Origin of the sequence: Gudongella ferriphila, assembly GCF_046224405.1 — a bacterium.
GTDB lineage: Bacteria > Bacillota > Clostridia > Tissierellales > Tissierellaceae > Gudongella.
Window position 1 is genome coordinate 12,525 of record NZ_JBJXRK010000028.1, and the last position, 19,432, is coordinate 31,956.

General features: G+C 42.1%; 21 protein-coding genes. 16 read left to right on the forward strand and 5 right to left on the reverse strand.

What is annotated here, in order from left to right; genetic code table 11:
• Positions 1–17: 17 nt before the first annotated feature.
• The 10 genes from rpsK (at position 18) to rpsI (ending at position 6,780) form a co-directional block, all read left to right on the forward strand.
• Positions 18–416, forward strand: coding sequence for a 30S ribosomal protein S11 (gene rpsK / locus ACKVDP_RS11500; protein WP_409229012.1), 399 nt, complete (start codon positions 18–20; stop codon positions 414–416).
• Positions 417–434: 18 nt separating this feature from the next.
• Positions 435–1,058, forward strand: coding sequence for a 30S ribosomal protein S4 (rpsD, locus tag ACKVDP_RS11505; RefSeq protein ID WP_409229013.1), 624 nt, complete (start codon positions 435–437; stop codon positions 1,056–1,058).
• A 66-nt stretch (positions 1,059–1,124) separates the two neighbouring features.
• Positions 1,125–2,072, forward strand: coding sequence for a DNA-directed RNA polymerase subunit alpha (locus ACKVDP_RS11510; RefSeq protein ID WP_409229014.1), 948 nt, complete (start codon positions 1,125–1,127; stop codon positions 2,070–2,072).
• A gap of 24 nt (positions 2,073–2,096) precedes the next feature.
• Positions 2,097–2,438 carry a 50S ribosomal protein L17 gene (gene rplQ, locus ACKVDP_RS11515; protein ID WP_409229015.1) on the forward strand — a complete coding sequence of 114 codons (342 nt, stop codon included), beginning with the start codon at positions 2,097–2,099 and terminating at the stop codon, positions 2,436–2,438.
• Between the two features lie 137 nt (positions 2,439–2,575).
• A complete protein-coding gene (locus tag ACKVDP_RS11520) occupies positions 2,576–3,421 on the forward strand; it encodes an energy-coupling factor transporter ATPase (protein ID WP_409229016.1) in 846 nt (281 codons plus the stop codon).
• Positions 3,418–4,281, forward strand: coding sequence for an energy-coupling factor transporter ATPase (locus ACKVDP_RS11525; protein WP_409229017.1), 864 nt, complete (start codon positions 3,418–3,420; stop codon positions 4,279–4,281). The genes ACKVDP_RS11520 and ACKVDP_RS11525 overlap by 4 nt, the downstream gene beginning before the upstream one ends.
• Positions 4,274–5,074 (forward strand): energy-coupling factor transporter transmembrane component T family protein, encoded by an 801-nt coding sequence (locus tag ACKVDP_RS11530; protein WP_409229018.1) that lies wholly within the window; start codon positions 4,274–4,276, stop codon positions 5,072–5,074. Before ACKVDP_RS11525 ends, ACKVDP_RS11530 begins: the two co-directional genes overlap by 8 nt.
• Before the next feature lie 4 nt (positions 5,075–5,078).
• A complete protein-coding gene (truA, locus tag ACKVDP_RS11535) occupies positions 5,079–5,816 on the forward strand; it encodes a tRNA pseudouridine(38-40) synthase TruA (protein WP_409229019.1) in 738 nt (245 codons plus the stop codon).
• A 117-nt stretch (positions 5,817–5,933) separates the two neighbouring features.
• Positions 5,934–6,362 (forward strand): 50S ribosomal protein L13, encoded by a 429-nt coding sequence (gene rplM / locus ACKVDP_RS11540; RefSeq protein WP_409229020.1) that lies wholly within the window; start codon positions 5,934–5,936, stop codon positions 6,360–6,362.
• Positions 6,363–6,387: 25 nt separating this feature from the next.
• Positions 6,388–6,780 (forward strand): 30S ribosomal protein S9, encoded by a 393-nt coding sequence (rpsI, locus tag ACKVDP_RS11545; RefSeq protein WP_409229021.1) that lies wholly within the window; start codon positions 6,388–6,390, stop codon positions 6,778–6,780.
• Positions 6,781–6,905: 125 nt separating this feature from the next.
• Here rpsI and ACKVDP_RS11550 read toward each other — a convergent pair whose 3' ends face one another.
• Both ACKVDP_RS11550 and ACKVDP_RS11555 read right to left on the reverse strand, forming a co-directional pair.
• Positions 6,906–7,328, reverse strand: coding sequence for a 4Fe-4S dicluster domain-containing protein (locus ACKVDP_RS11550; protein ID WP_409229032.1), 423 nt, complete (start codon positions 7,326–7,328; stop codon positions 6,906–6,908).
• Positions 7,325–8,035: an aldo/keto reductase gene (locus ACKVDP_RS11555; protein ID WP_409229022.1), complete on the reverse strand. Its 711-nt coding sequence runs from the start codon at positions 8,033–8,035 to the stop codon at positions 7,325–7,327. The genes ACKVDP_RS11550 and ACKVDP_RS11555 overlap by 4 nt, the downstream gene beginning before the upstream one ends.
• Before the next feature lie 157 nt (positions 8,036–8,192).
• On the opposite strand from ACKVDP_RS11555, the gene gcvT reads away from it, so the two are divergent.
• From gcvT to ACKVDP_RS11585, 6 genes are read left to right on the forward strand one after another with little or no spacing between them, the layout of a single operon-like run.
• Entirely contained in the window at positions 8,193–9,287 is a 1,095-nt protein-coding gene (gcvT, locus tag ACKVDP_RS11560) for a glycine cleavage system aminomethyltransferase GcvT (RefSeq protein ID WP_409229023.1), read from the forward strand.
• Positions 9,288–9,305: 18 nt separating this feature from the next.
• Positions 9,306–9,689, forward strand: coding sequence for a glycine cleavage system protein GcvH (gene gcvH, locus ACKVDP_RS11565; RefSeq protein ID WP_409229024.1), 384 nt, complete (start codon positions 9,306–9,308; stop codon positions 9,687–9,689).
• Between the two features lies 1 nt (position 9,690).
• Entirely contained in the window at positions 9,691–11,034 is a 1,344-nt protein-coding gene (gene gcvPA / locus ACKVDP_RS11570; RefSeq protein ID WP_409229025.1) for an aminomethyl-transferring glycine dehydrogenase subunit GcvPA, read from the forward strand.
• The gene (gene gcvPB, locus ACKVDP_RS11575) at positions 11,034–12,488 is read left to right on the forward strand and encodes an aminomethyl-transferring glycine dehydrogenase subunit GcvPB (RefSeq protein WP_409229026.1); all 1,455 of its coding nucleotides are present in this window, start codon (positions 11,034–11,036) and stop codon (positions 12,486–12,488) included. Before gcvPA ends, gcvPB begins: the two co-directional genes overlap by 1 nt.
• Positions 12,489–13,913 carry a dihydrolipoyl dehydrogenase gene (lpdA, locus tag ACKVDP_RS11580; RefSeq protein WP_409229027.1) on the forward strand — a complete coding sequence of 475 codons (1,425 nt, stop codon included), beginning with the start codon at positions 12,489–12,491 and terminating at the stop codon, positions 13,911–13,913. It abuts the gene before it with no gap.
• 47 nt (positions 13,914–13,960) lie between these two features.
• Positions 13,961–14,587: a phosphatase PAP2 family protein gene (locus tag ACKVDP_RS11585; RefSeq protein ID WP_409229028.1), complete on the forward strand. Its 627-nt coding sequence runs from the start codon at positions 13,961–13,963 to the stop codon at positions 14,585–14,587.
• Positions 14,588–14,649: 62 nt separating this feature from the next.
• Here the strand turns inward: ACKVDP_RS11585 and ACKVDP_RS11590 are convergent, their stop codons facing one another.
• The 3 genes from ACKVDP_RS11590 to ACKVDP_RS11600 form a co-directional block, all read right to left on the reverse strand.
• Positions 14,650–16,458: an ABC transporter ATP-binding protein gene (locus ACKVDP_RS11590; protein ID WP_409229029.1), complete on the reverse strand. Its 1,809-nt coding sequence runs from the start codon at positions 16,456–16,458 to the stop codon at positions 14,650–14,652.
• 11 nt (positions 16,459–16,469) lie between these two features.
• Positions 16,470–18,263, reverse strand: coding sequence for an ABC transporter ATP-binding protein (locus ACKVDP_RS11595; protein WP_409229030.1), 1,794 nt, complete (start codon positions 18,261–18,263; stop codon positions 16,470–16,472).
• Positions 18,264–18,633: 370 nt separating this feature from the next.
• On the reverse strand, positions 18,634–19,311 hold the full coding sequence (locus ACKVDP_RS11600; RefSeq protein WP_409229031.1) for a Crp/Fnr family transcriptional regulator: 678 nt from the start codon (positions 19,309–19,311) through the stop codon (positions 18,634–18,636).
• Positions 19,312–19,432: the final 121 nt, after the last annotated feature.

Here is a 19,432-nt window from a genome sequence, read left to right on the forward strand (position 1 = left end):
TAAAGGAGGGGAACTTAATGGCACCTAAAAAAGGTAAAGCAACACGTGTAAGAAGAAGAGAACGTAAGAACATTGAGAGAGGTCAGGCTCATATTTCTTCATCCTTCAACAATACAATGGTAACACTTACAGATACCCAGGGTAATGTAATATCATGGGCAAGCGCAGGACAGCTTGGATTCAGAGGGTCAAGGAAATCCACTCCTTATGCCGCACAACAATGTGCTGAGGAAGCTGCAAGAAAAGCTATGGAGCATGGTCTTAAGGTTGTTGAGGTATTTGTAAAGGGACCTGGATCAGGAAGAGAAGCAGCAATAAGGTCACTACAGGCATCCGGACTTGAAGTAAGCATGATCAAGGATGTTACTCCAATTCCACACAATGGATGTAGACCACCGAAGAGAAGAAGAGTTTAATAGGAGGTGTAAATAGAGATGGCAAGATATACAGGGCCAGTTTGCAGATTGTGCCGAAGAGAAGGTACGAAGCTTTTCCTGAAGGGAGACAGATGCTATACAGACAGATGTGCTCTTAACAAGAGAAACTTTGCTCCAGGACAACACGGACAATCAAGAAAGAAAGTAACTGAATATGGAATGCAGCTAAGAGAAAAGCAAAAGGTACGTAGATTCTATGGACTTTCAGAGTCACAAATGAGCAAGTACTTTATGATGGCTGATAAAATGAAGGGTGTAACCGGTGAGAATCTGTTCAAGATTCTTGAGTCAAGACTTGACAATGTAGTTTACAGAATGGGTCTGGCTGCTTCAAGAGCAGAAGCAAGACAGCTAGTGACACATGGACACTTCCTGCTGAACGGAAATAAGGCGACAATACCTTCACTTATGACTGCAGTAGGTGATGTTATCGAGGTTAAGGAAAAAAGCCGTGGAAGCGAGAAATTCAAGACTTTGGTTGAAAACCACAGCGGAAATACAGCTCCATGGATAAACATAGATCTTGAAAAACTAAGAGGAACAATCGTAGCTGAATCAACCAGAGAGGACATAGATCTTCCAGTTGAAGAACATCTAATCGTCGAGCTATATTCTAAATAATCGATATAATAGTATCAGTTGCCCTCGTCCGTTAAAAATTAAAAATATCAAGGAGGGTTATGCTTAATGATAGAAATTGAAAAGCCTAGAATTGAGATCATGGAATTAAGTGAAGATGGAAGCTATGGTAAATTTGTTGTGGAGCCCCTTGAAAGAGGTTACGGAACAACCCTTGGAAACTCTCTTAGAAGAGTATTGCTTTCATCATTGCCCGGAGCGGCAATATCATCTATAAAGATCCAGGGAGTGCTGCATGAATTTGCAACCATCCCGGGAGTGTTGGAAGATGTGCCAGAAATTATACTCAATATCAAGGAAATTGCAGCAAAGATGTATACTGAAGAACCTGTGACAATGATCATCGACGTGGAAGGACCTCAGGTCGTAACTGCCGGTGACATTGCAACGGGAATGGAAGTTGAAATTGTTAATAAGGATCAGCATATAGCAACTGTCAATGAAGATGGAAAGCTATATATTGAGCTTGAGCTTATCAGAGGAAGAGGCTACTCAGTTGCCGAAAAGAACAAGAAGGAAGGTCAGCCCGTGGGAGTGATTCCTGTGGACTCATCCTTTACTCCTGTAAGCAAGGTCAACTATGAGGTTGGAAATACAAGAGTCGGTCAGATAACTGACTTTGACAAACTTGTACTTGACGTCTGGACAAATGGAACCATGAGCGCTGATGAAGCCACCTCATTGGGAGCTAAGATCCTTACTGAGCACCTGAACCTGTTTATTGGACTTACAGACCATGTCAACGAGGTTGAAATAATGGTTGAGAAGGAAGAGGACAAAAAGGAGAAGGTACTTGAAATGACAGTGGAGGAGCTGGATCTTTCAGTTAGAAGCTATAACTGTCTGAAGAGAGCAGCAATCAATACTGTTGAGGAATTGACTGAAAAAACTGAGGAAGACATGATGAAGGTTAGAAATCTAGGAAAAAAATCCCTTGAAGAGGTACAGAAAAAGCTTGCTGAATTGGGATTAGGCCTTAAATCAAGTGATGAATAACCTACGCAAGAAGGAGGGATAAATGTGACAACACTAAGAAAACTTGGTCGCCCTACTGCTCATAGAAAAGCAATGTTGAGAAATCAAGTTACATCATTACTAAGGGAAGAAAGAATTGAAACCACAGTAACCAGAGCCAAAGAGACAAAGAGAATGGCAGAGAGAATGATAACTTTGGCAAAGAAAGGCGATCTTCACGCAAGAAGACAAGCACTTGCTTTCATATATGATGAAGATGTGGTGAGGAAATTATTTGATGAAATAGGTCCTAAGTATGCCGACAGAAATGGTGGTTATACAAGGGTATTAAAAGTTGGTCCTCGTCGCGGAGATGGCGCAGAAATAGCTATATTAGAACTTGTTTAATAGGGAGGGGGATTAAGTTGACACTTAGTCCCTTTAGTTTTGTACGTTCCACTTGGTTGCCAGGAATGGTCAATTGAAATAACATTTTGCTTATGTTATATTTAACTGGTAATAGTAAATTCTAACAGAGGTATAATATGATTGAAAAAAACAACAATATAATGATCGATATACAGAATGTGAGCTATGAATATAGCTCCTACATTGACGAAAGCATCCAATTGGCCGTGAAAGACTTGAGCCTCCAAATCGAGAGAGGGGAATTTTTTGTGGTTCTTGGACATAATGGATCAGGAAAATCCACCTTGGCAAAGATGATTAACGGATTGATTCTACCATCAAAAGGTGACGTTCTGGTGAATGGGATGAACACAAGGGATGAGGATAAGATCTGGGATATCAGATCCACTGCCGGCATGGTATTTCAAAATCCTGACAATCAGATTGTGGCGACAATCGTTGAGGAGGATGTAGCCTTTGGACCGGAAAACCTTGGAGTTCCTCCCGCTGAAATAAGAAAGCGGGTTGATGATGCCCTTGAAGTTGTTGAAATGACAGACTACAAGAGTCACGCTCCTCACCTCTTGTCAGGAGGACAAAAACAAAGGGTTGCAATAGCCGGCATACTGGCTATGGAACCTGATTGCATTATTTTTGATGAGCCCACTGCAATGCTGGACCCTTCAGGCAGGCTTGAGGTAATGGAGACCATCAAGAAGCTTAATGAGGAAAAGAACAAAACCATCATCCTGATCACTCACTACATGGATGAGGCTGTGGAAGCCGATAGGGTAATGGTACTGAATGAAGGCGAGGCTGTAATGCTTGGAACGCCAAAGGAAATATTCAAGCAGGTAGAAAAGCTTAAGTCCTTGGGGCTTGATGTTCCACAGGTAACTGAGCTGGTGTATGAGTTGAACAAGGAAGGGTATAATATCAAGGACGATATATTATCTGTTGAGGAGCTGGTGGATACGCTATGATCATCGAACTGAAGGATGTTGACTATATTTATAATCCGGGAACGCCATTTGAGAAGAAGGCCCTCGACAAGATAAACCTTCAGGTGGAGGAGGGTGAATTTATTGGGCTTATTGGTCACACAGGCTCCGGCAAATCAACCCTGGTTCAGCACCTTAATGGCCTTATGAAGCCTACAAAGGGGTCTATCATAATCGATGGGGAGGACCTTTCAAGCAAGGATACAAAGATGAAATCTGTAAGGCAAAAGGTGGGACTGGTGTTTCAGTACCCTGAGCACCAGCTGTTTGAAGAGACCATCTACAAGGACATTGCTTTTGGACCGAAGAATCTTGGACTTTCCGATGAAGAGGTTGACAAGAGAGTGAGGGATGCAATGGAGCTTGTTGGCCTGGAATTTGAAGAGCTAAAGGAAAGATCTCCTTTTGAGCTTTCAGGTGGACAGAAGAGAAGGGTTGCCATTGCAGGAGTTATTGCAATGAAGCCCAAAGTTCTAATACTTGATGAACCAACTGCAGGACTTGATCCCAAGGGAAGGGATGATATCCTTGATGAGATAAGAAAGATTTATGACAAGGAAAATATAACCATCATTCTTGTTTCCCACAGCATGGAGGATATTGCCAGACTTGTAAACAGGATATTTGTTATGCACAAGGGCAAGGTTGCTCTTGATGGCCCAACAAGAGAGGTGTTCTCCAAAACCGATGAATTGGAGGAAATGGGCCTTGGGGTACCACAGATCACAAAGTTCATGAAGGCCTTCAAGGGAAGGGGCAACAAGGTAAAGGATGATGTCCTTACAATCGAAGAGGCCAAAGAGGAAATATTAAACTATTTAAGGAGTAAGAAGGATGCTTAAAGATATTACAATCGGACAATATTTTCCAGGAACATCTATAGTTCACAAATTGGATCCTAGAGTGAAAATAATCATTGTAGCATTGTTTATTGCGTCTCTCTTCTTTGTGACAAACTTCATTCCGTATATATTCATAGTAGCCTTTATTGGAGGAGTAATATCCATCGCAAAGCTACCGGTGAAATTCATAATTAAAGGTCTGAAGCCCTTGATGTTTATTATTTTAATAACCTTTGCCATAAACCTGTTTATGACCAAGGGAGAGGTTCTGGTCGAACTGGGGCCATTGGTCATTACTAAAGAGGGTTTGAGACAGTCGGTTTTCATGGCTCTGAGGCTTGTTTTCCTTATTACTGGAACATCTTTGCTGACATTGACCACATCACCCATAGCATTGACTGACGGAATTGAGAGGCTCCTTTCACCCTTTAGCAGAATTGGGCTTCCTTCCCATGAGCTTGCCATGATGATGACAATAGCTCTTAGGTTTATTCCAACACTGTTGGAGGAAACAGACAAGATAATGAAGGCTCAGATGGCAAGGGGAGCAGACTTCGAATCGGGAAATATCCTCAGCAGGGCAAAGAATCTTGTTCCGCTGCTTGTTCCCCTGTTCATCAACGCTTTCAGAAGGGCAGACGAGCTGGCAACTGCAATGGAGGCTAGGTGCTACAGAGGCGGTGACGGCAGGACTAGGCTTAACGAGCTGAAGTTCGTTGGGAGGGACTATGCTGTTCTTACAGGTATGACCATCTTTTTTGCTGCGATAATATCTACACGGTATATATGGTGATAGTATGAGAAACATCAAGCTTGTAATAGAATACGATGGTACAAACTACTGGGGATGGCAGACTCAGGAAGATTTCCCGTCAATCCAGGAGGAGATTGAGAAGGCTCTTTACAAGGTGACTGGTGAGAGGACCGTGCTTTATGGATCAGGAAGGACAGATGCCAAGGTCCATGCCCTTGGGCATGTTGCCAATTTCAGGACGGAATCCCCCATACCTGGAGAGCGCTTCAAGTATGCATTGAACATTGAACTACCTGACGACATCAAGATCATTAGGTCGCAGGAAGTGCCAATGGATTTTCATGCAAGGTTCAGTGCAACACACAAGAGATATGTCTACAGGATCTACAATGGAGAGCCTGAAAGGCCACTCCTTAGAAACTACACCTGCCATGTCAAGTATCCCCTTGATGTTGAATTGATGAAGGATGCTGCAAAATACTTTGTTGGTACCCATGACTTCAAGTCATTCAGGGGAAGGAGAACCTCCATAAAATCATCGGTAAGAACCATTTATTCAATCGAAATAGAGAGAAATGATGAGATAATTGAAATAGCATTGGAGGGAAACAGCTTCCTTCGAAATATGGTCAGGATAATTGCTGGCACTCTTATTGAGGTGGGAGCTGGCCAAAGGGCTAAGGAGGAGATCCCCGAAATGATTCAGGATAGGGATAGGCGGTCCGCTGGAAGAACCGCACCAGCCCAGGGACTATTTTTGGAAAAAGTATACTACAGGTAAAATCTGTCTTGACATTGATTGTTACTTGTATTAGAATATATAAGAGTGTTTAAAAAGAAGCCCGGAAACTTTTTAGTAGACACCTTAAAACGAATGTTGTTGTAAGGAGGGAAATAGATGAAAAGCTATATGGCAAAAGCCAATGAAGTTGAAAGAAAATGGTATATAATAGACGCAGAAGATAAAGTATTGGGAAGATTGGCCACAGAGATTGCAACTATCCTGAGAGGTAAAAACAAGCCCATCTACACACCACATGTTGATACAGGTGATTTTGTTATAGTTATAAACGCTGACAAGGTCAAACTTACTGGAAAGAAACTGGAGCAGAAGAACTACACTTACCATACAGGTTATCCAGGAGGCTTGAGACAGGTATCATACGGAAAGCTGATGGAGAAGAATCCCGAGAAGATAATCGAGCTGGCTGTTAAAGGAATGCTGCCAAAGAATAGTCTGGGAAGACAAATGTACAGGAAACTTAAGGTTTACAGAGGTACAGAGCACGGACACGAGGCACAGAAGCCAGAAGTTTACGAATTTTAATTAATTGATGAAGGGAGGACTGTAAATGGCTGCAACACAATTTTTAGGAACAGGAAGAAGAAAGACATCCGTTGCAAGGGTAAGACTTGTACCAGGTAACGGTAATATCACAATCAACAAGAGAGATATCGAGGACTTTTTCAACTACGAGACATTGAGAGTAATTGCAAAAGAGCCTTTGACTATAACTGAAACAGCAGACAAGTATGACGTATTTGTAAATGTTCACGGCGGTGGTTTCACAGGACAAGCCGGAGCTATCAGACACGGTATTGCCAGAGCTCTACTTGAAGCAGACGGAGAGTTAAGACCAATACTTAAGAAGGCAGGACATCTTACTAGAGATTCAAGGATGGTAGAAAGAAAGAAATACGGTCTAAAGAAGGCAAGAAGAAGTCCACAGTTCAGCAAGAGATAATACAAAAAGCACCCATGGGTGCTTTTTTTTATGATTATTTGACTGTTGACAAAGGTTATCCCCTATGGGCTGTGGATAATGTGGATAAAGTGGATAACTCCTCGAACATGTGTATCATAAGCTGTTTATCGGCTATATAGGTCGTCTCTGGCATCCTTTAGATATTGGATAATTGTGAGATTCTGTGGACACTTTTCCTCACACAGTCCACACTCCACACACCTGGAGCTGTCCTCCTCCTTCTGAATCAGGTTGGAATATGATCTTGATGACTCATCAAATGAACCATATACATGGGCATTGTTGTAAAGCTGAAAAACTTCAGGAATTGCAACATTCTGTGGACATGGTATGCAATATTTGCAGCCTGTACAGTCCACCTTTGTCCTGCTGCGGTATATCTGAGCTGCCTTCTTGACAATTTCCATATCCTCCGGGGACAGGGTGTCAATATCTGAACTGATTTCAATGTTTTCTTCAAGCTGTTTCATTGTGGACATGCCACTTAGTACAACTGAGACACCGGGAAGACTGTGAAGCCACTTCAGAGCCCACTTGACAGGCGTACGGAAGGTTTGCGACCTGTTCCATACCTGGGCACATCTTCAGGGGATTGTGCCAGCTTGCCTCCCTTGAGGGGCTCCATTACAACAACGTCAATACCTTTGTTTCTAGCATATTCCAGCCCGGAAAGTCCAGCCTGATAATCGGTATCCATATAGTTTAACTGAATCTGGCAGAATTCCCAATCATAATGGTCTATTATCTCCTTGAATACAGGCAGTTCATCATGAAAGGAAAAGCCGATGTGTCTAATTTTCCCTTCATCCTTTGCCTTTTGTACGAATTTTTCAAATTCAAGAGATTTTATTTTTTCGAAAGATTTCTTGTTTAGGGCATGGAAAAGGTAAAAATCCACATAGTTTGTCTTTAAATTAACCAACTGTTCATCCAGATACTTCATAAAATCTTCATGATTTTCCACAAGCCATACTGGAGATTTTGTTGCAAGATGGTATGACTCCCTATGGATCCCTTCCAGGGCATTGCCCAGAAAAGCCTCAGATTCCCCGCCATGATAAGGATATGCTGTGTCGAAATAATTAATGCCTTTCCCTAAAGCAAATTTCACCATTGCAGTGGACCTTTCCACATCGATTTTCGAATTGTCGTTTTCCAAAACGGGAAAACGCATGCAGCCCAGCCCTAATAGTGAAACTTTTAACTTGTTGACAGAAAATTCACGGTATTGCATAAAAAATCCCCCTTATGTATAATTGAAGTATACTACTGAAATACCATTTAGTAGGTAAATTTCATGTAATCCTGGGTAGTTTAACTACCACCCAATGGGGTAGTTATAGGATAGTATATGGAAATTATACCACAAAATATCAGGAAGGAGTGATTGAATGGACGCAAAAAAGACACCCTTGTATGACGAGCATGTCAAGCTGGGGGGAAATGTTGTCGACTATGCAGGCTGGTATCTTCCAGTGCAGTATGAAGGACTTGTACCTGAGCATGAGGCAGTAAGAAATGCAGTAGGGCTTTTTGATGTATCACACATGGGAGAGATAACTGTAAAGGGGAAGGACGCCCTTGCCTATGTCAATTATCTTATGACCAATGATATAAGCACCATAGTTGACAATCAGGTTATTTATACATTCATGTGCCATCCAACAGGAGGGGTCGTGGATGATTTGCTTGTGTACAGATATGATGGGGAGTTCTTCTATCTGGTGGTCAATGCGGCAAATATTGAAAAGGACCACAAGTGGATTCTTGACAACAAGGGTGATTTCGACGTTGAAATCGAAAACATATCAGACTCAGTAGGTGAGGTTGCAATTCAGGGGCCAATGGCAGAAAAGGTACTTCAGAAGCTTACTGACTATGACCTTTCACAGATCAAGTTTTTCCACCTTAAGAGAGATGTAGAGATTGCAGGAGTAAATTGCATGGTTTCAAGAACTGGCTACACCGGAGAGGACGGATTTGAGGTGTATTCCGACAATGAAGGCATCGTGAAGGTATGGAATGCAATTCTTGAGGCTGGACAGGATGAGGGTATTAAACCTACTGGACTAGGCTGTAGAGACACATTGAGATTTGAGGCAGCACTTCCACTTTATGGACATGAGATGGATGATGAAATCACTCCTCTTGAAGCTGGGTTCAAATATTTTGTAAAGCTTGACAAGGAATCAGACTTCATTGGCAAGGAAGCCCTAAATAAGATGTGGAGCGAAGGTCTTGAGAGAAAGCTTGCAGGAATAGAGCTTCTTGACAGGGGTATTGCAAGAGAAGGATACGAGGTCTACAAGGATGGGGAGAAGATTGGTCATATTACAACAGGCTATAAGAGCCCAACCCTTGGCAAGGTAATCGGTAATGCACTTATCAAGACAGAATTCACTGAGCTTGGAACAGAGGTGGATGTCAAGATCAGAAACAAATTTGCAAAGGCTAAGGTTATAAGCAAGAAATTTCTTAAAAAATAAATTCTAGGGGGTAATCAAATGAAAGTAGCAAAAGGATTATTTTACACAAAGGATCATGAGTGGGTTAAGGTAGAGGGAGACGAGGCGTTTATCGGTATATCCGATTATGCACAGCATCATCTTGGAGACATAGTATATGTTGAGCTACCTGATGTGGATGACGAATTTGAAAAGGGCGAAGATTTCGCTGCAGTTGAATCAGTTAAGGCTGCCTCTGATGTATTCATGCCTGTAGGTGGAAAGGTAGTTGCAATCAATGAGGAGCTTATGGATGATCCAGCATTACTTAACCAGGATGCATTTGAAAACTGGTTGATAAAAGTTGAACTGGCTGACAAATCTGAAGTAGAAGAACTAATGAATGATGAGGACTACGAAAAGTTTTTAGCTGAGGAGGAATAAGATGCATCCATATATCGCTAATACACCTGAAGATATCCAGGAAATGCTCAAAGCCATTGGTCTGGAGAATGTAGACCAGTTGTTTGACGACATTCCAAAGGATATCAAGCTTTCTAGAGAGCTTGATCTACCTAAGTCAAAAAGTGAGCTTGAGGTAAGTTCATATCTGAAGAAACTAGCAGATAAGAACTGTTCCATCAGTGAGCTTACAAGCTTTTTGGGAGCAGGTGCGTACGATCACTATATACCATCAATAGTAAATCACGTAATATCAAGAAGTGAGTTCTACACTTCATATACGCCTTACCAGCCTGAAATAAGCCAGGGAACATTGCAGTACATTTTCGAATTCCAGACCCTGATAGCAAACCTTACAGGTATGGATCTAGCAAATGCTTCCCTTTATGATGGTGGTACGGCAGTTGTGGAGGCAGCCCTTATGGCAGCTGCATATTCAAAAAAAGATGAGATTATCATATCTAAATCAGTCAAGCCTGATGCCAGAAAGATTCTTCACACATATGCACACGTTCAAGACCTTAAGGTCATTGAAGTTGACGTGAAGGATGGAGTTACTGACATGGAGGCTCTTGATGGTCTTGTAAATGACAATACTGCTGCAGTTATTGTTCAAAGCCCTAACTTCTTCGGAATAATCGAAGACCTTGAGGCTATTGGCAAGGTTGCACACAAAGGCAAGAAAACAACATTTATAGCGTCTGTTGATCCAATTTCACTGGGCATCCTTAAAAAGCCTGGAGATATGGATGTTGATGTAGTTGTTGGAGAAGGTCAGTCACTTGGTATACCAGTTAGCTTTGGAGGACCTTACCTTGGATTCATGGCAGTCAAAAAGGATTATGTCAGAAAGATACCTGGAAGAATAGTAGGACAGACTGAGGATCTAGATGGCAAGAGATCGTTTGTATTGACTCTTACAGCCAGAGAGCAGCACATAAGAAGGGAGAAGGCAACTTCAAACATCTGCTCCAACCAGGGACTTAATTCATTGGCAGCTACTGTCTATATGGTCACAATGGGCAAGGAAGGCCTTAGAGAGGTTGCTCTCCAATCAACAAAAAAAGCTCACTATGCTTATGAACAGCTTACAAAATCAGGTAAGTTCAAGCCAATGTTTGACAAGCCATTCTTCAAGGAGTTTGCATTGACTTCTGACATTGCACCTGAAAAGATAAATGAAGCTCTTAGAAAAGAGAATATCATCGGAGGCTATGACCTAGGAAAAGAATATCCCCAATTTGAGAATGGCATCCTTTATGCAGTGACAGAGAAGAGGACGAAAGATGAAATTGATAAACTGACCAGCGTAATGGAGGGGATATAATGAGAAACTACGAGAAAATGATATTCGAACTTTCCAAACCTGGTAGAAAGGCATATATGTTACCTGCAAATGACGTGGAGGATGTTGCTGTAGATAGCCTTATACCTGGGGAGTTTTTAAATGATTCAGAGCTGGATCTTCCTGAATTGTACGAGGTGGACATAATAAGACATTATACAAATCTGTCCAACAAGAATTATGGCCTTGACACAGGCTTCTATCCACTTGGATCATGTACAATGAAGTACAATCCAAAAATAAATGAAGATACCGCAAGATATGACGGATTTGCTAATTTGCATCCTTTGCAGCCAGCTGACTGTATTCAGGGATCCTTGCAGCTGCTTCACGAGCTTGAATTGAGCTTGTCGGAAATTGCTGGAATGGACAGGACCACGCTTCAGCCAGCAGCTGGTGCACACGGTGAGCTTACAGGAGTAATGATAATAAAGGCTTACCATGAAAAAAGAGGGGAAGCCCACAGAAACAAGATTATAGTTCCTGATTCAGCACACGGCACAAATCCAGCTACAGCAGGAATGGCAGGATATAAGATCGTTGAGATCAAATCAACGAAGGACGGACTAGTTGACCTTGATGCACTTCGTGCAGCAGTTGGAGATGATACAGCAGGATTGATGCTTACAAATCCAAATACTCTTGGTATATTTGACAAGGGAATCAAGGAAATTGCTGAGATAGTACACGAGGCAGGAGGACTTCTTTATTACGATGGAGCCAATGCCAATGCGATATTGGGCTATGCCAGACCTGGAGACATGGGATTTGACGTTGTTCACTTCAACCTTCACAAGACCTTCTCGACACCACATGGTGGAGGAGGACCTGGAGCTGGTCCCGTAGGAGTTAAGAAGGAGCTTGTTCCATTCCTACCAGTACCAATGGTTGAGAAGAAGGACGACAAGTATTTCCTTGATTATGATTATCCGGATTCAATCGGAAAGGTTAAGGATTTCTACGGACACTTCGGTATTCTTGTAAGAGCCTACACCTATATACTGACAATGGGTTCAGATGGACTTAAGAAAGCTTCAGAAATGGCAGTACTGAATGCAAACTACCTGTGCAGTCAATTGAAGGATTACTACCATCTTCCAATTGATACGATCTACAAGCATGAGTTTGTACTGGGTGGATTGAAGGATACCTTAAGCGAGGTTACAACTCTTGACATTGCAAAGAGACTCCTTGACCTTGGATACCATCCACCAACAATCTACTTCCCATTGATAATCAATGAGGCACTTATGATAGAGCCGACTGAAACTGAGAGCAAGGAAACCCTGGATGAGTTTATTCAGGCCATGATCCAAATTGCCAAGGAGGCGGAATCAGATCCTGCTATCCTTAAGTCAGCTCCAAACAGAACAAAGGTAAGAAGACCTAATGAAGTCAAGGCAGCACGAGACATCAACGTAAAATACGAAGGGTAGGTGTATTGCTTGACAAAGAAAATAGCTATTATCGGTGCAGGACCGGGTGGCTATGTCGCAGCCATAAAGGCTGCGCAACTTGAGGCAGAGGTTTTTCTTATAGAAAACAGAGACATTGGGGGTACATGCCTTAACAGGGGGTGTATCCCCACTAAAACATATTTCAGAAATGCTGAAATAATGTCATCCCTCAAGAGAGCCGACGAATTTGGTATAAGTGTGGAGGGCTACAGCCTTGATGGCAAGGCTCTTCTGGAGAGAAAAAACAAGGTGGTTTATGACCTTGTATCCGGAATTGAAAAGCTTATATCATCCTACAGCAATATAGAGTTCGTACCTGGAAAGGCATCATTTAAAGACAGTAAAACATTGACTGTAGAGCTTCTGGAAGGGGGAACCCGGGAAATAGAAGCCGACAACATTATCATAGCAACAGGCTCCTATCCACAGATGACTGAAACAAAGGGTGTGGATCTGCCTGGAGTTATAACATCAGATGATATACTGGAGCTGGACCACATTCCAGAAACCTTGATTGTGGTAGGTGGAGGAGTAATTGGCCTGGAGTTTGCAAGCATCTATCAGGAACTGGGTTCACATGTCATACTATTGGCATCGAGAATCCTCAAGGATGGGGACAAGGAAATCGGGAAGCGACTTCTCCCTATGCTTAAAAAGCAGGGTATTGAGACCTATGTCAACATCCGCGCAAAGGAAATTTCCAAGGAAGGCAATAGACTTAAGGTTCTTGCCAAGTACAAGGAAAAGGAAGAGGAGATAGAGGTTGTCGGCGACTATGTCTTGATTGCATCTGGAAGAGGCCCCCTTGTGGATGGTCTTGGGCTTGAAGAAGCCGGAGTGGAGTATTCAAATAGGGGAATCAAGGTAGATGACAACTACGAGACCTCCGTTCCTGGAATCTATGCAATCGGAGATGTGAATTCCAAAGGAATTCAATTGGCACACGTTGCTTCATCACAAGGTGAGTACGTTGTCGAAAAGATACTGGGCCATGAGCCGGACTTGAATCACGAACATTGGCCTTCATGTGTATTTACAATGACAGAAGTAGCTCAGGTGGGCTATACCCAGGAACAGCTCAAGGAGAAGGAAGTGGACTACAGGTCCAGCAAGTTCATGTTCTCTGCAAACGGCAAGGCACTTTCCTTGGGAGAACCGGAAGGAATCATCAAGATTCTTGCCTCAAATGAGGATAACAGAATATTAGGGGTCCACATACTTGGGCCACATGCAAACGACCTTATTCACGAGGGAGCATTGGCAATATCGAACAATATGGATGTGGCTGCTATAAAAAGGACAATACATGCTCATCCTACTCTTTCGGAAGCCTTCTTTGAGGCGGCATTGGGACTTGATGAAGCTGCAATTCACATTGCACCCAAGAGAAAAAGAAGAAGATAATCAAGCAACGGGGAAACCCGTTGCTTGCTGTATTCAGGGGGACACATATGAAAACAGAAAAAAAGGCACTTATTGCCCTTAGCATGGTCATATTCCTGATTCTAGGCTTTATGGTTGCCGGAAAATCAGAAGGGGTACTTTTTGACCAGCCTATTATGAGTTTTGTACACAGCAATAACAACATGTCATTGATCAGGGTAATGGAGATAATTTCCTTTCTTGGATCGGAGGCATTTCTATTTCCTGTAATGGGTACAGCTATAGCATACTTTACAATCAAGAAAAGATATCTTGTAGCGGGACTTCTATTGACCTCCTCATTGGGAAGCTGGCTGATGAATCATCTACTAAAGCAGATTTTTCATCGACCACGACCCTATGAGTACTTTTTGGTGGAGCAGGGAGGCCTTAGCTATCCCAGTGGACATTCAATGGTAACCATGACTATGTTTTTGACAATAGCCTACCTGCTAACAAGAAACAAAAGCCGATTAAGCTTTAATAGGAGAATATGGATAGGTGCTCTAGCCTATGTGCTTTTGATGGGAGCCAGCAGGGTGTTTCTGGGTGTGCACTGGCCCACTGATGTAATAGGTGGATTTTCAGCAGGCTATGTATTCTATGAGGCATATATGTATGTTGTAAGGAATAAAAAAGCATCTGAAGTGCATTAAGAAATTTGCTATCCGTAATATATTAAAGGGATTCCATCTGATAGGAATCCCTTAAAATATTTTTAAATGCTCTCCTCACCAAGATATTGGTTTGTATAGAGTCTGTGGTAATAGCCCTTTCTCATCAATAGCTCCCTGTGGGTTCCATCCTCAACAATTTCACCCTTCTTAACAACCAGGATTCTATCTGCATTTTTTATGGTGGATAGTCTATGGGCGATTACAAAGCTGGTTCGTCCCTTCAGGACCTTTGTGATGGCATCCTGAATAATCTTTTCAGTTTCAGTATCAATTGACGAGGTCGCTTCGTCAAGGACAAATAGAGAAGGATTTCTGATAATGGCCCTGGCAAATGAGATAAGCTGCTTTTGACCTGTTGACAGCATTCCGCCTCCCTCACCAACCTGGGTATCATAACCGTCCTCAAGCTCCATAATGAATTCGTGAGCATTGACTATCATGCAGGCCTCCTGGATTTCCTTATCAGTGGCATCCAGCTTCCCGTAGCGAATGTTTTCCTTAATGGTACCGCTGAACAGGTGTGGACTTTGCAGTACATAGCCCAGATTGTTGTGAATCCATTGAAGGGGCATTTTTTTGTAGTCCAGACCATCCACAAGAATCCGTCCCTCTGTGGGTTCATAGAACCTGCAAAACAGATTAACTATTGTTGACTTTCCAGATCCGGTCTCTCCTACAAGTGCGATTGTCTGACTTGGATTGACGTCCAGGTTGAAATTCTTTAGAACTGGCTCATTGGTCTGATATGAGAAGGAGACATTTTCGAAGGTTATCCCTCCCTTTATCTGTGGTAAAAGCTCCCTTTCCTGCTGGAAGATATCCCCAAACCTTTGAATAATCTCCTTTTCATCCCTGATTTCAGGTTTTTCCTTCAAAAGTGAAAAAACCCTTTCTGCAGAAGCCTGGGCACTTTGAAATTCCGCAAAAATCACAGCCATCTGCCTAATGGGCTCAAAGAACTGAGCTGTATAGGAAATAAATGCGACTAGAGTTCCATAGGTTATGATTCCTTCCATGATATAGCCTGAGCCAAAGGAAAAGGCCAGGGCTGTTCCCACGCTTCCAAGCCCGATTACCAGAGGCAGGTATACCGATGAAAGGATAGCAGCCCTTATTGATTGGGCTCTCATTGAGCCGGTCAGGTTAGAGAACTCCTCCAGGTTTTTTTCCTCCCGAACCAATGTCTTGGTGGTTTTTGCACCCTGTATGTCCTCATTGAAGGCACCGGTTATCTGTGAATTTATTTTTCTGATCTTTCGTTGTGCCGAAAGTATTTTTTTCTGGAAGACAATGCTCAAGACTGCAAGAAGTGGCACCACTGAAAGGGTGATCATGGCCAGAAATGGATTAAGGATAATCATGTATATGGATATTCCGGTCATTATGGCCAATCCCCAGGCCAGATCCACAATGCCCCATGAGATGGTCTCACTTAATCTGGTTATGTCAGAAGTCATCCTTGCCAGCAACCAGCCAACCGCCTTGTTGTCATAGTATGATAGTGGGAGCTCCTGCAGCTGTATAAAGCCTAGTCTTCTTATGTCATGTGCAATTGTAGTCTCCAGCCTGCCAGCTATTTTTATAAAAACAAGAATCAAGAGACTTAAAGCCAGCACTGCTGAAAGGTACATACCTATAAAGAGCGGAAGACCATCAAGACTCCCCCTTCTGACAAATTCGTCTATGGCGTACTTGGAAAGTAGCGGAAAAGTTGCATCCATGATTCCAAGTAGCACCATCAAAACAATAAGCTTCAGGAAACTGGCCTTGTATGGCTTGAGGTAGGTATAAAAATCCTTCCATATTCCCACACTTATTTTATTCGGTGTTTCAGTATTTATGTTATCCATGGTGATTCCTCCTAAGCATTCAGCACATCCATTTCAACCGATGACTGAATGTCGTAAATTCTTCTGTATAGGCCCTCCTGAGAGATCAGTTCACTGTGAGTTCCTGATTGGATAATCCTACCCTTATCCAGGACAATTATCTTATCTGCGTTGGAAACAGTGGATATCCTGTGGGATATGACAAATGTGGTAGCAATGTTCTTTCGCTTTTCCAAGGCCTTCCTGATTTCCATATCTGTTTCAGTATCAACTGCAGACAAAGAATCGTCGAATATAACTATGGGTGTCTCTGCTATTATAGCTCTTGCAATAGCCATCCTCTGCTTTTGACCACCAGATAGGGAAACACCCCTTTCGCCTACCATGGTTTCATACTTCTTATCGAATGAGATGATATCATTGTGTATTGAAGCCACCTTGGCCGCTTGAAACACAGATTTATCCTGCTTTTCAGGATCTGTGAATCGAATGTTCTCCTTGATTGTTCGTGCGTACAGAAAAGGCTCCTGAAGCACAAGGGCAATGTTTTTTCTAATCCAATGCCTATCGATTTCCTTAAGCTCATTTCCGTCTACTTTTATTGATCCTGAGGTATAGTCATAGAGTCTTGGAAGCAGATTCACAAGAGTGCTTTTTCCGGCACCTGTAGGTCCCATTATTGCAACAGTGTCCCCTTTCTTAAGGTGAAAGCTAATGTCATGTAGAACATCCCTGTTACCATCGTAGGAAAAGCTAACATTCTTAAATTCTATTTCGCCCCTTATTTCTGGCTCCAACCCGTTTACCACCAAAGGTTCCTGAGGGATGCTTAAAATTTCATCCACACGGTCTATGGATACAGTTGCCTTTCCCATATCTGTCAGGACTCTTCCAAGCTGCCTTACAGGCCAAATAAGCATATTGACATAGCTTATGAACGCCACCAGTACACCAATTGCAATTCTTCCCTGAACTACCATGATTGAACCTGCCACAATAACCAGGCCAACCTGGAACATGCTCAGGAAATCTGAAAGGGACCAATAAACCGCAAGATTGTCTATTAGCTTGTTTACTGAATTTCTGTAAGATAAGTTCCTTGTATCAAATTTTTCAAGCTCAAAGGCCTCCCTGGCGAAAGCCTTGACAACCCTTATTCCAGTAAGGTTTTCCTGGAGTGTTGTAGAAAGCTTGGCCTCAGCTTCATCCGCTTCCTTGAAGTCCCTCTGGATTCTTTTGAAAAAAGCGTAAGCGAATCCGAATATTACGGGAACAAGTACCATTGAGTACAGAGTCATGCCCCTGTCAAGGGATAGCATTGACCATAGAATAAAAAACAGCATGGAGAGTGAGCCTGCAACCTCCACAAGCTGAACCCCAAGAAATCTTCTAATGGTTTCAACATCCGAGGTACACCTCTGTATCAGGTCTCCTGTGTCTGTTTTAACATGGTAGCTGTAGGGAAGTTTTTGAATATGGTCATAAAGTCTGTCCCTAAGATTCATGGAAATATTTTCTGAAGCCTTTGCTGAATAGTAGCCCTTTAGATAAAGAAACACACCTCTAAGGCCTGTATTTGCTACAATCAGCAATCCGAGAACCCATAGGCTTGATCTTAAGACTTCCCTTCCGCCCAAAAATTCCATTATTCTCATGGTAGCCGGGTTTGTTGCAGGTTCGCTGCCAATTACTGAATCAATGGCAGTGCTCAATATTATTGGACCAGCTGCATAGAACAGCTGTGATAGTGTTACGGTTATCATTGCAAGTATAAAAGTTAATCTGTACCCCGAAAGAAGGGGTAATAGTTTTTTTAATTGTCTCATTGTTTTCCTCCAAAAAAAAGCCATAGGTAAAAACCTATGGCTGTAGTGTCATTTCAATTGTTAACTGTTAATTTTAGGCATACGCCTAGATGGAAGCAGGTTTGAACCTGGCTCCTGGATTAAGGCCATAGTATTGTTTAAAGTGTTTTAAGTTTGCTTTTAATTGTCCGTTTAGTCTTATCATCATCATGGCCTCCTTCGGTCAGAATTCATCTTACCCCTATATTTTATACTAAAGTGTTGTAATGTCAACATTTATTTTTCATATTTATACGAGTAGGAAATTTCTGCTTTTTACATCGTGGTGAATTTTGACATTTTATCATATGAGTATCATGAAAAACTTCCTTGATGCATTTCAGATACTTTTTTACTTCAACTCTCCCTCAAGGCTTTTCAGATCAAGTATCTTTATCCTGTTCTTATAGAAATCAATGAGTCCATCTTCCTTCATTCGGATCAGTTCCCTGGAAAGAGAAGGCCTTGGTATGTTTAAGAGTTCTGCCATCTTCTTTCTGCTATATGGAAGCAAAAGGTATTGGGATTTTTGTCTCCCATATTCAAGAAGGAGTATGTTTACAATTTTCTTTCTGGTACTGTCAAGTGACAGACTTGTGATTCTGTCATTTAGCATATGGATTCTCCTTGAGAGGACACCTGCAAAGTTTTCTAGAACCTTTGAATTCCTGCTAAGCAATTGCACAAGCTCCACCCTGGGGATATTCATCACACAGCTATCAGAGGAGGATACAACCGTTGCTGGGTAGGTTTTCATATCGGAAAAAACCAAGGACTCGGCAAAAACATTTCCCGCTGTGAAGTGGCTGATGGTAACTACCTTTCCAGATGAGAAAGGCTTGTGGATTTCAATGTCACCTGAAAGTATTATTGAAAGGCTATCACAGGGTTCTCCTTCAATAGCCACAATATCCTTATCATTGTAGCATTTGATGGAGTAGTTGACTCCTTCCATTAATCTTGATATCTCTTCCTTGGTTAGATTATTGAATAATATGCACTCAGAAAGAGCATCCATTGAATAACTCATAATAAAATCACCTCAATTCATTTAACAAATTCTTTATACCCTCAAAAAAATAAGTAACTCAAAAAACACCTATTGGGTTATCCTTATATGTTTAGGGGTATATATTGTCGAGATACATAAG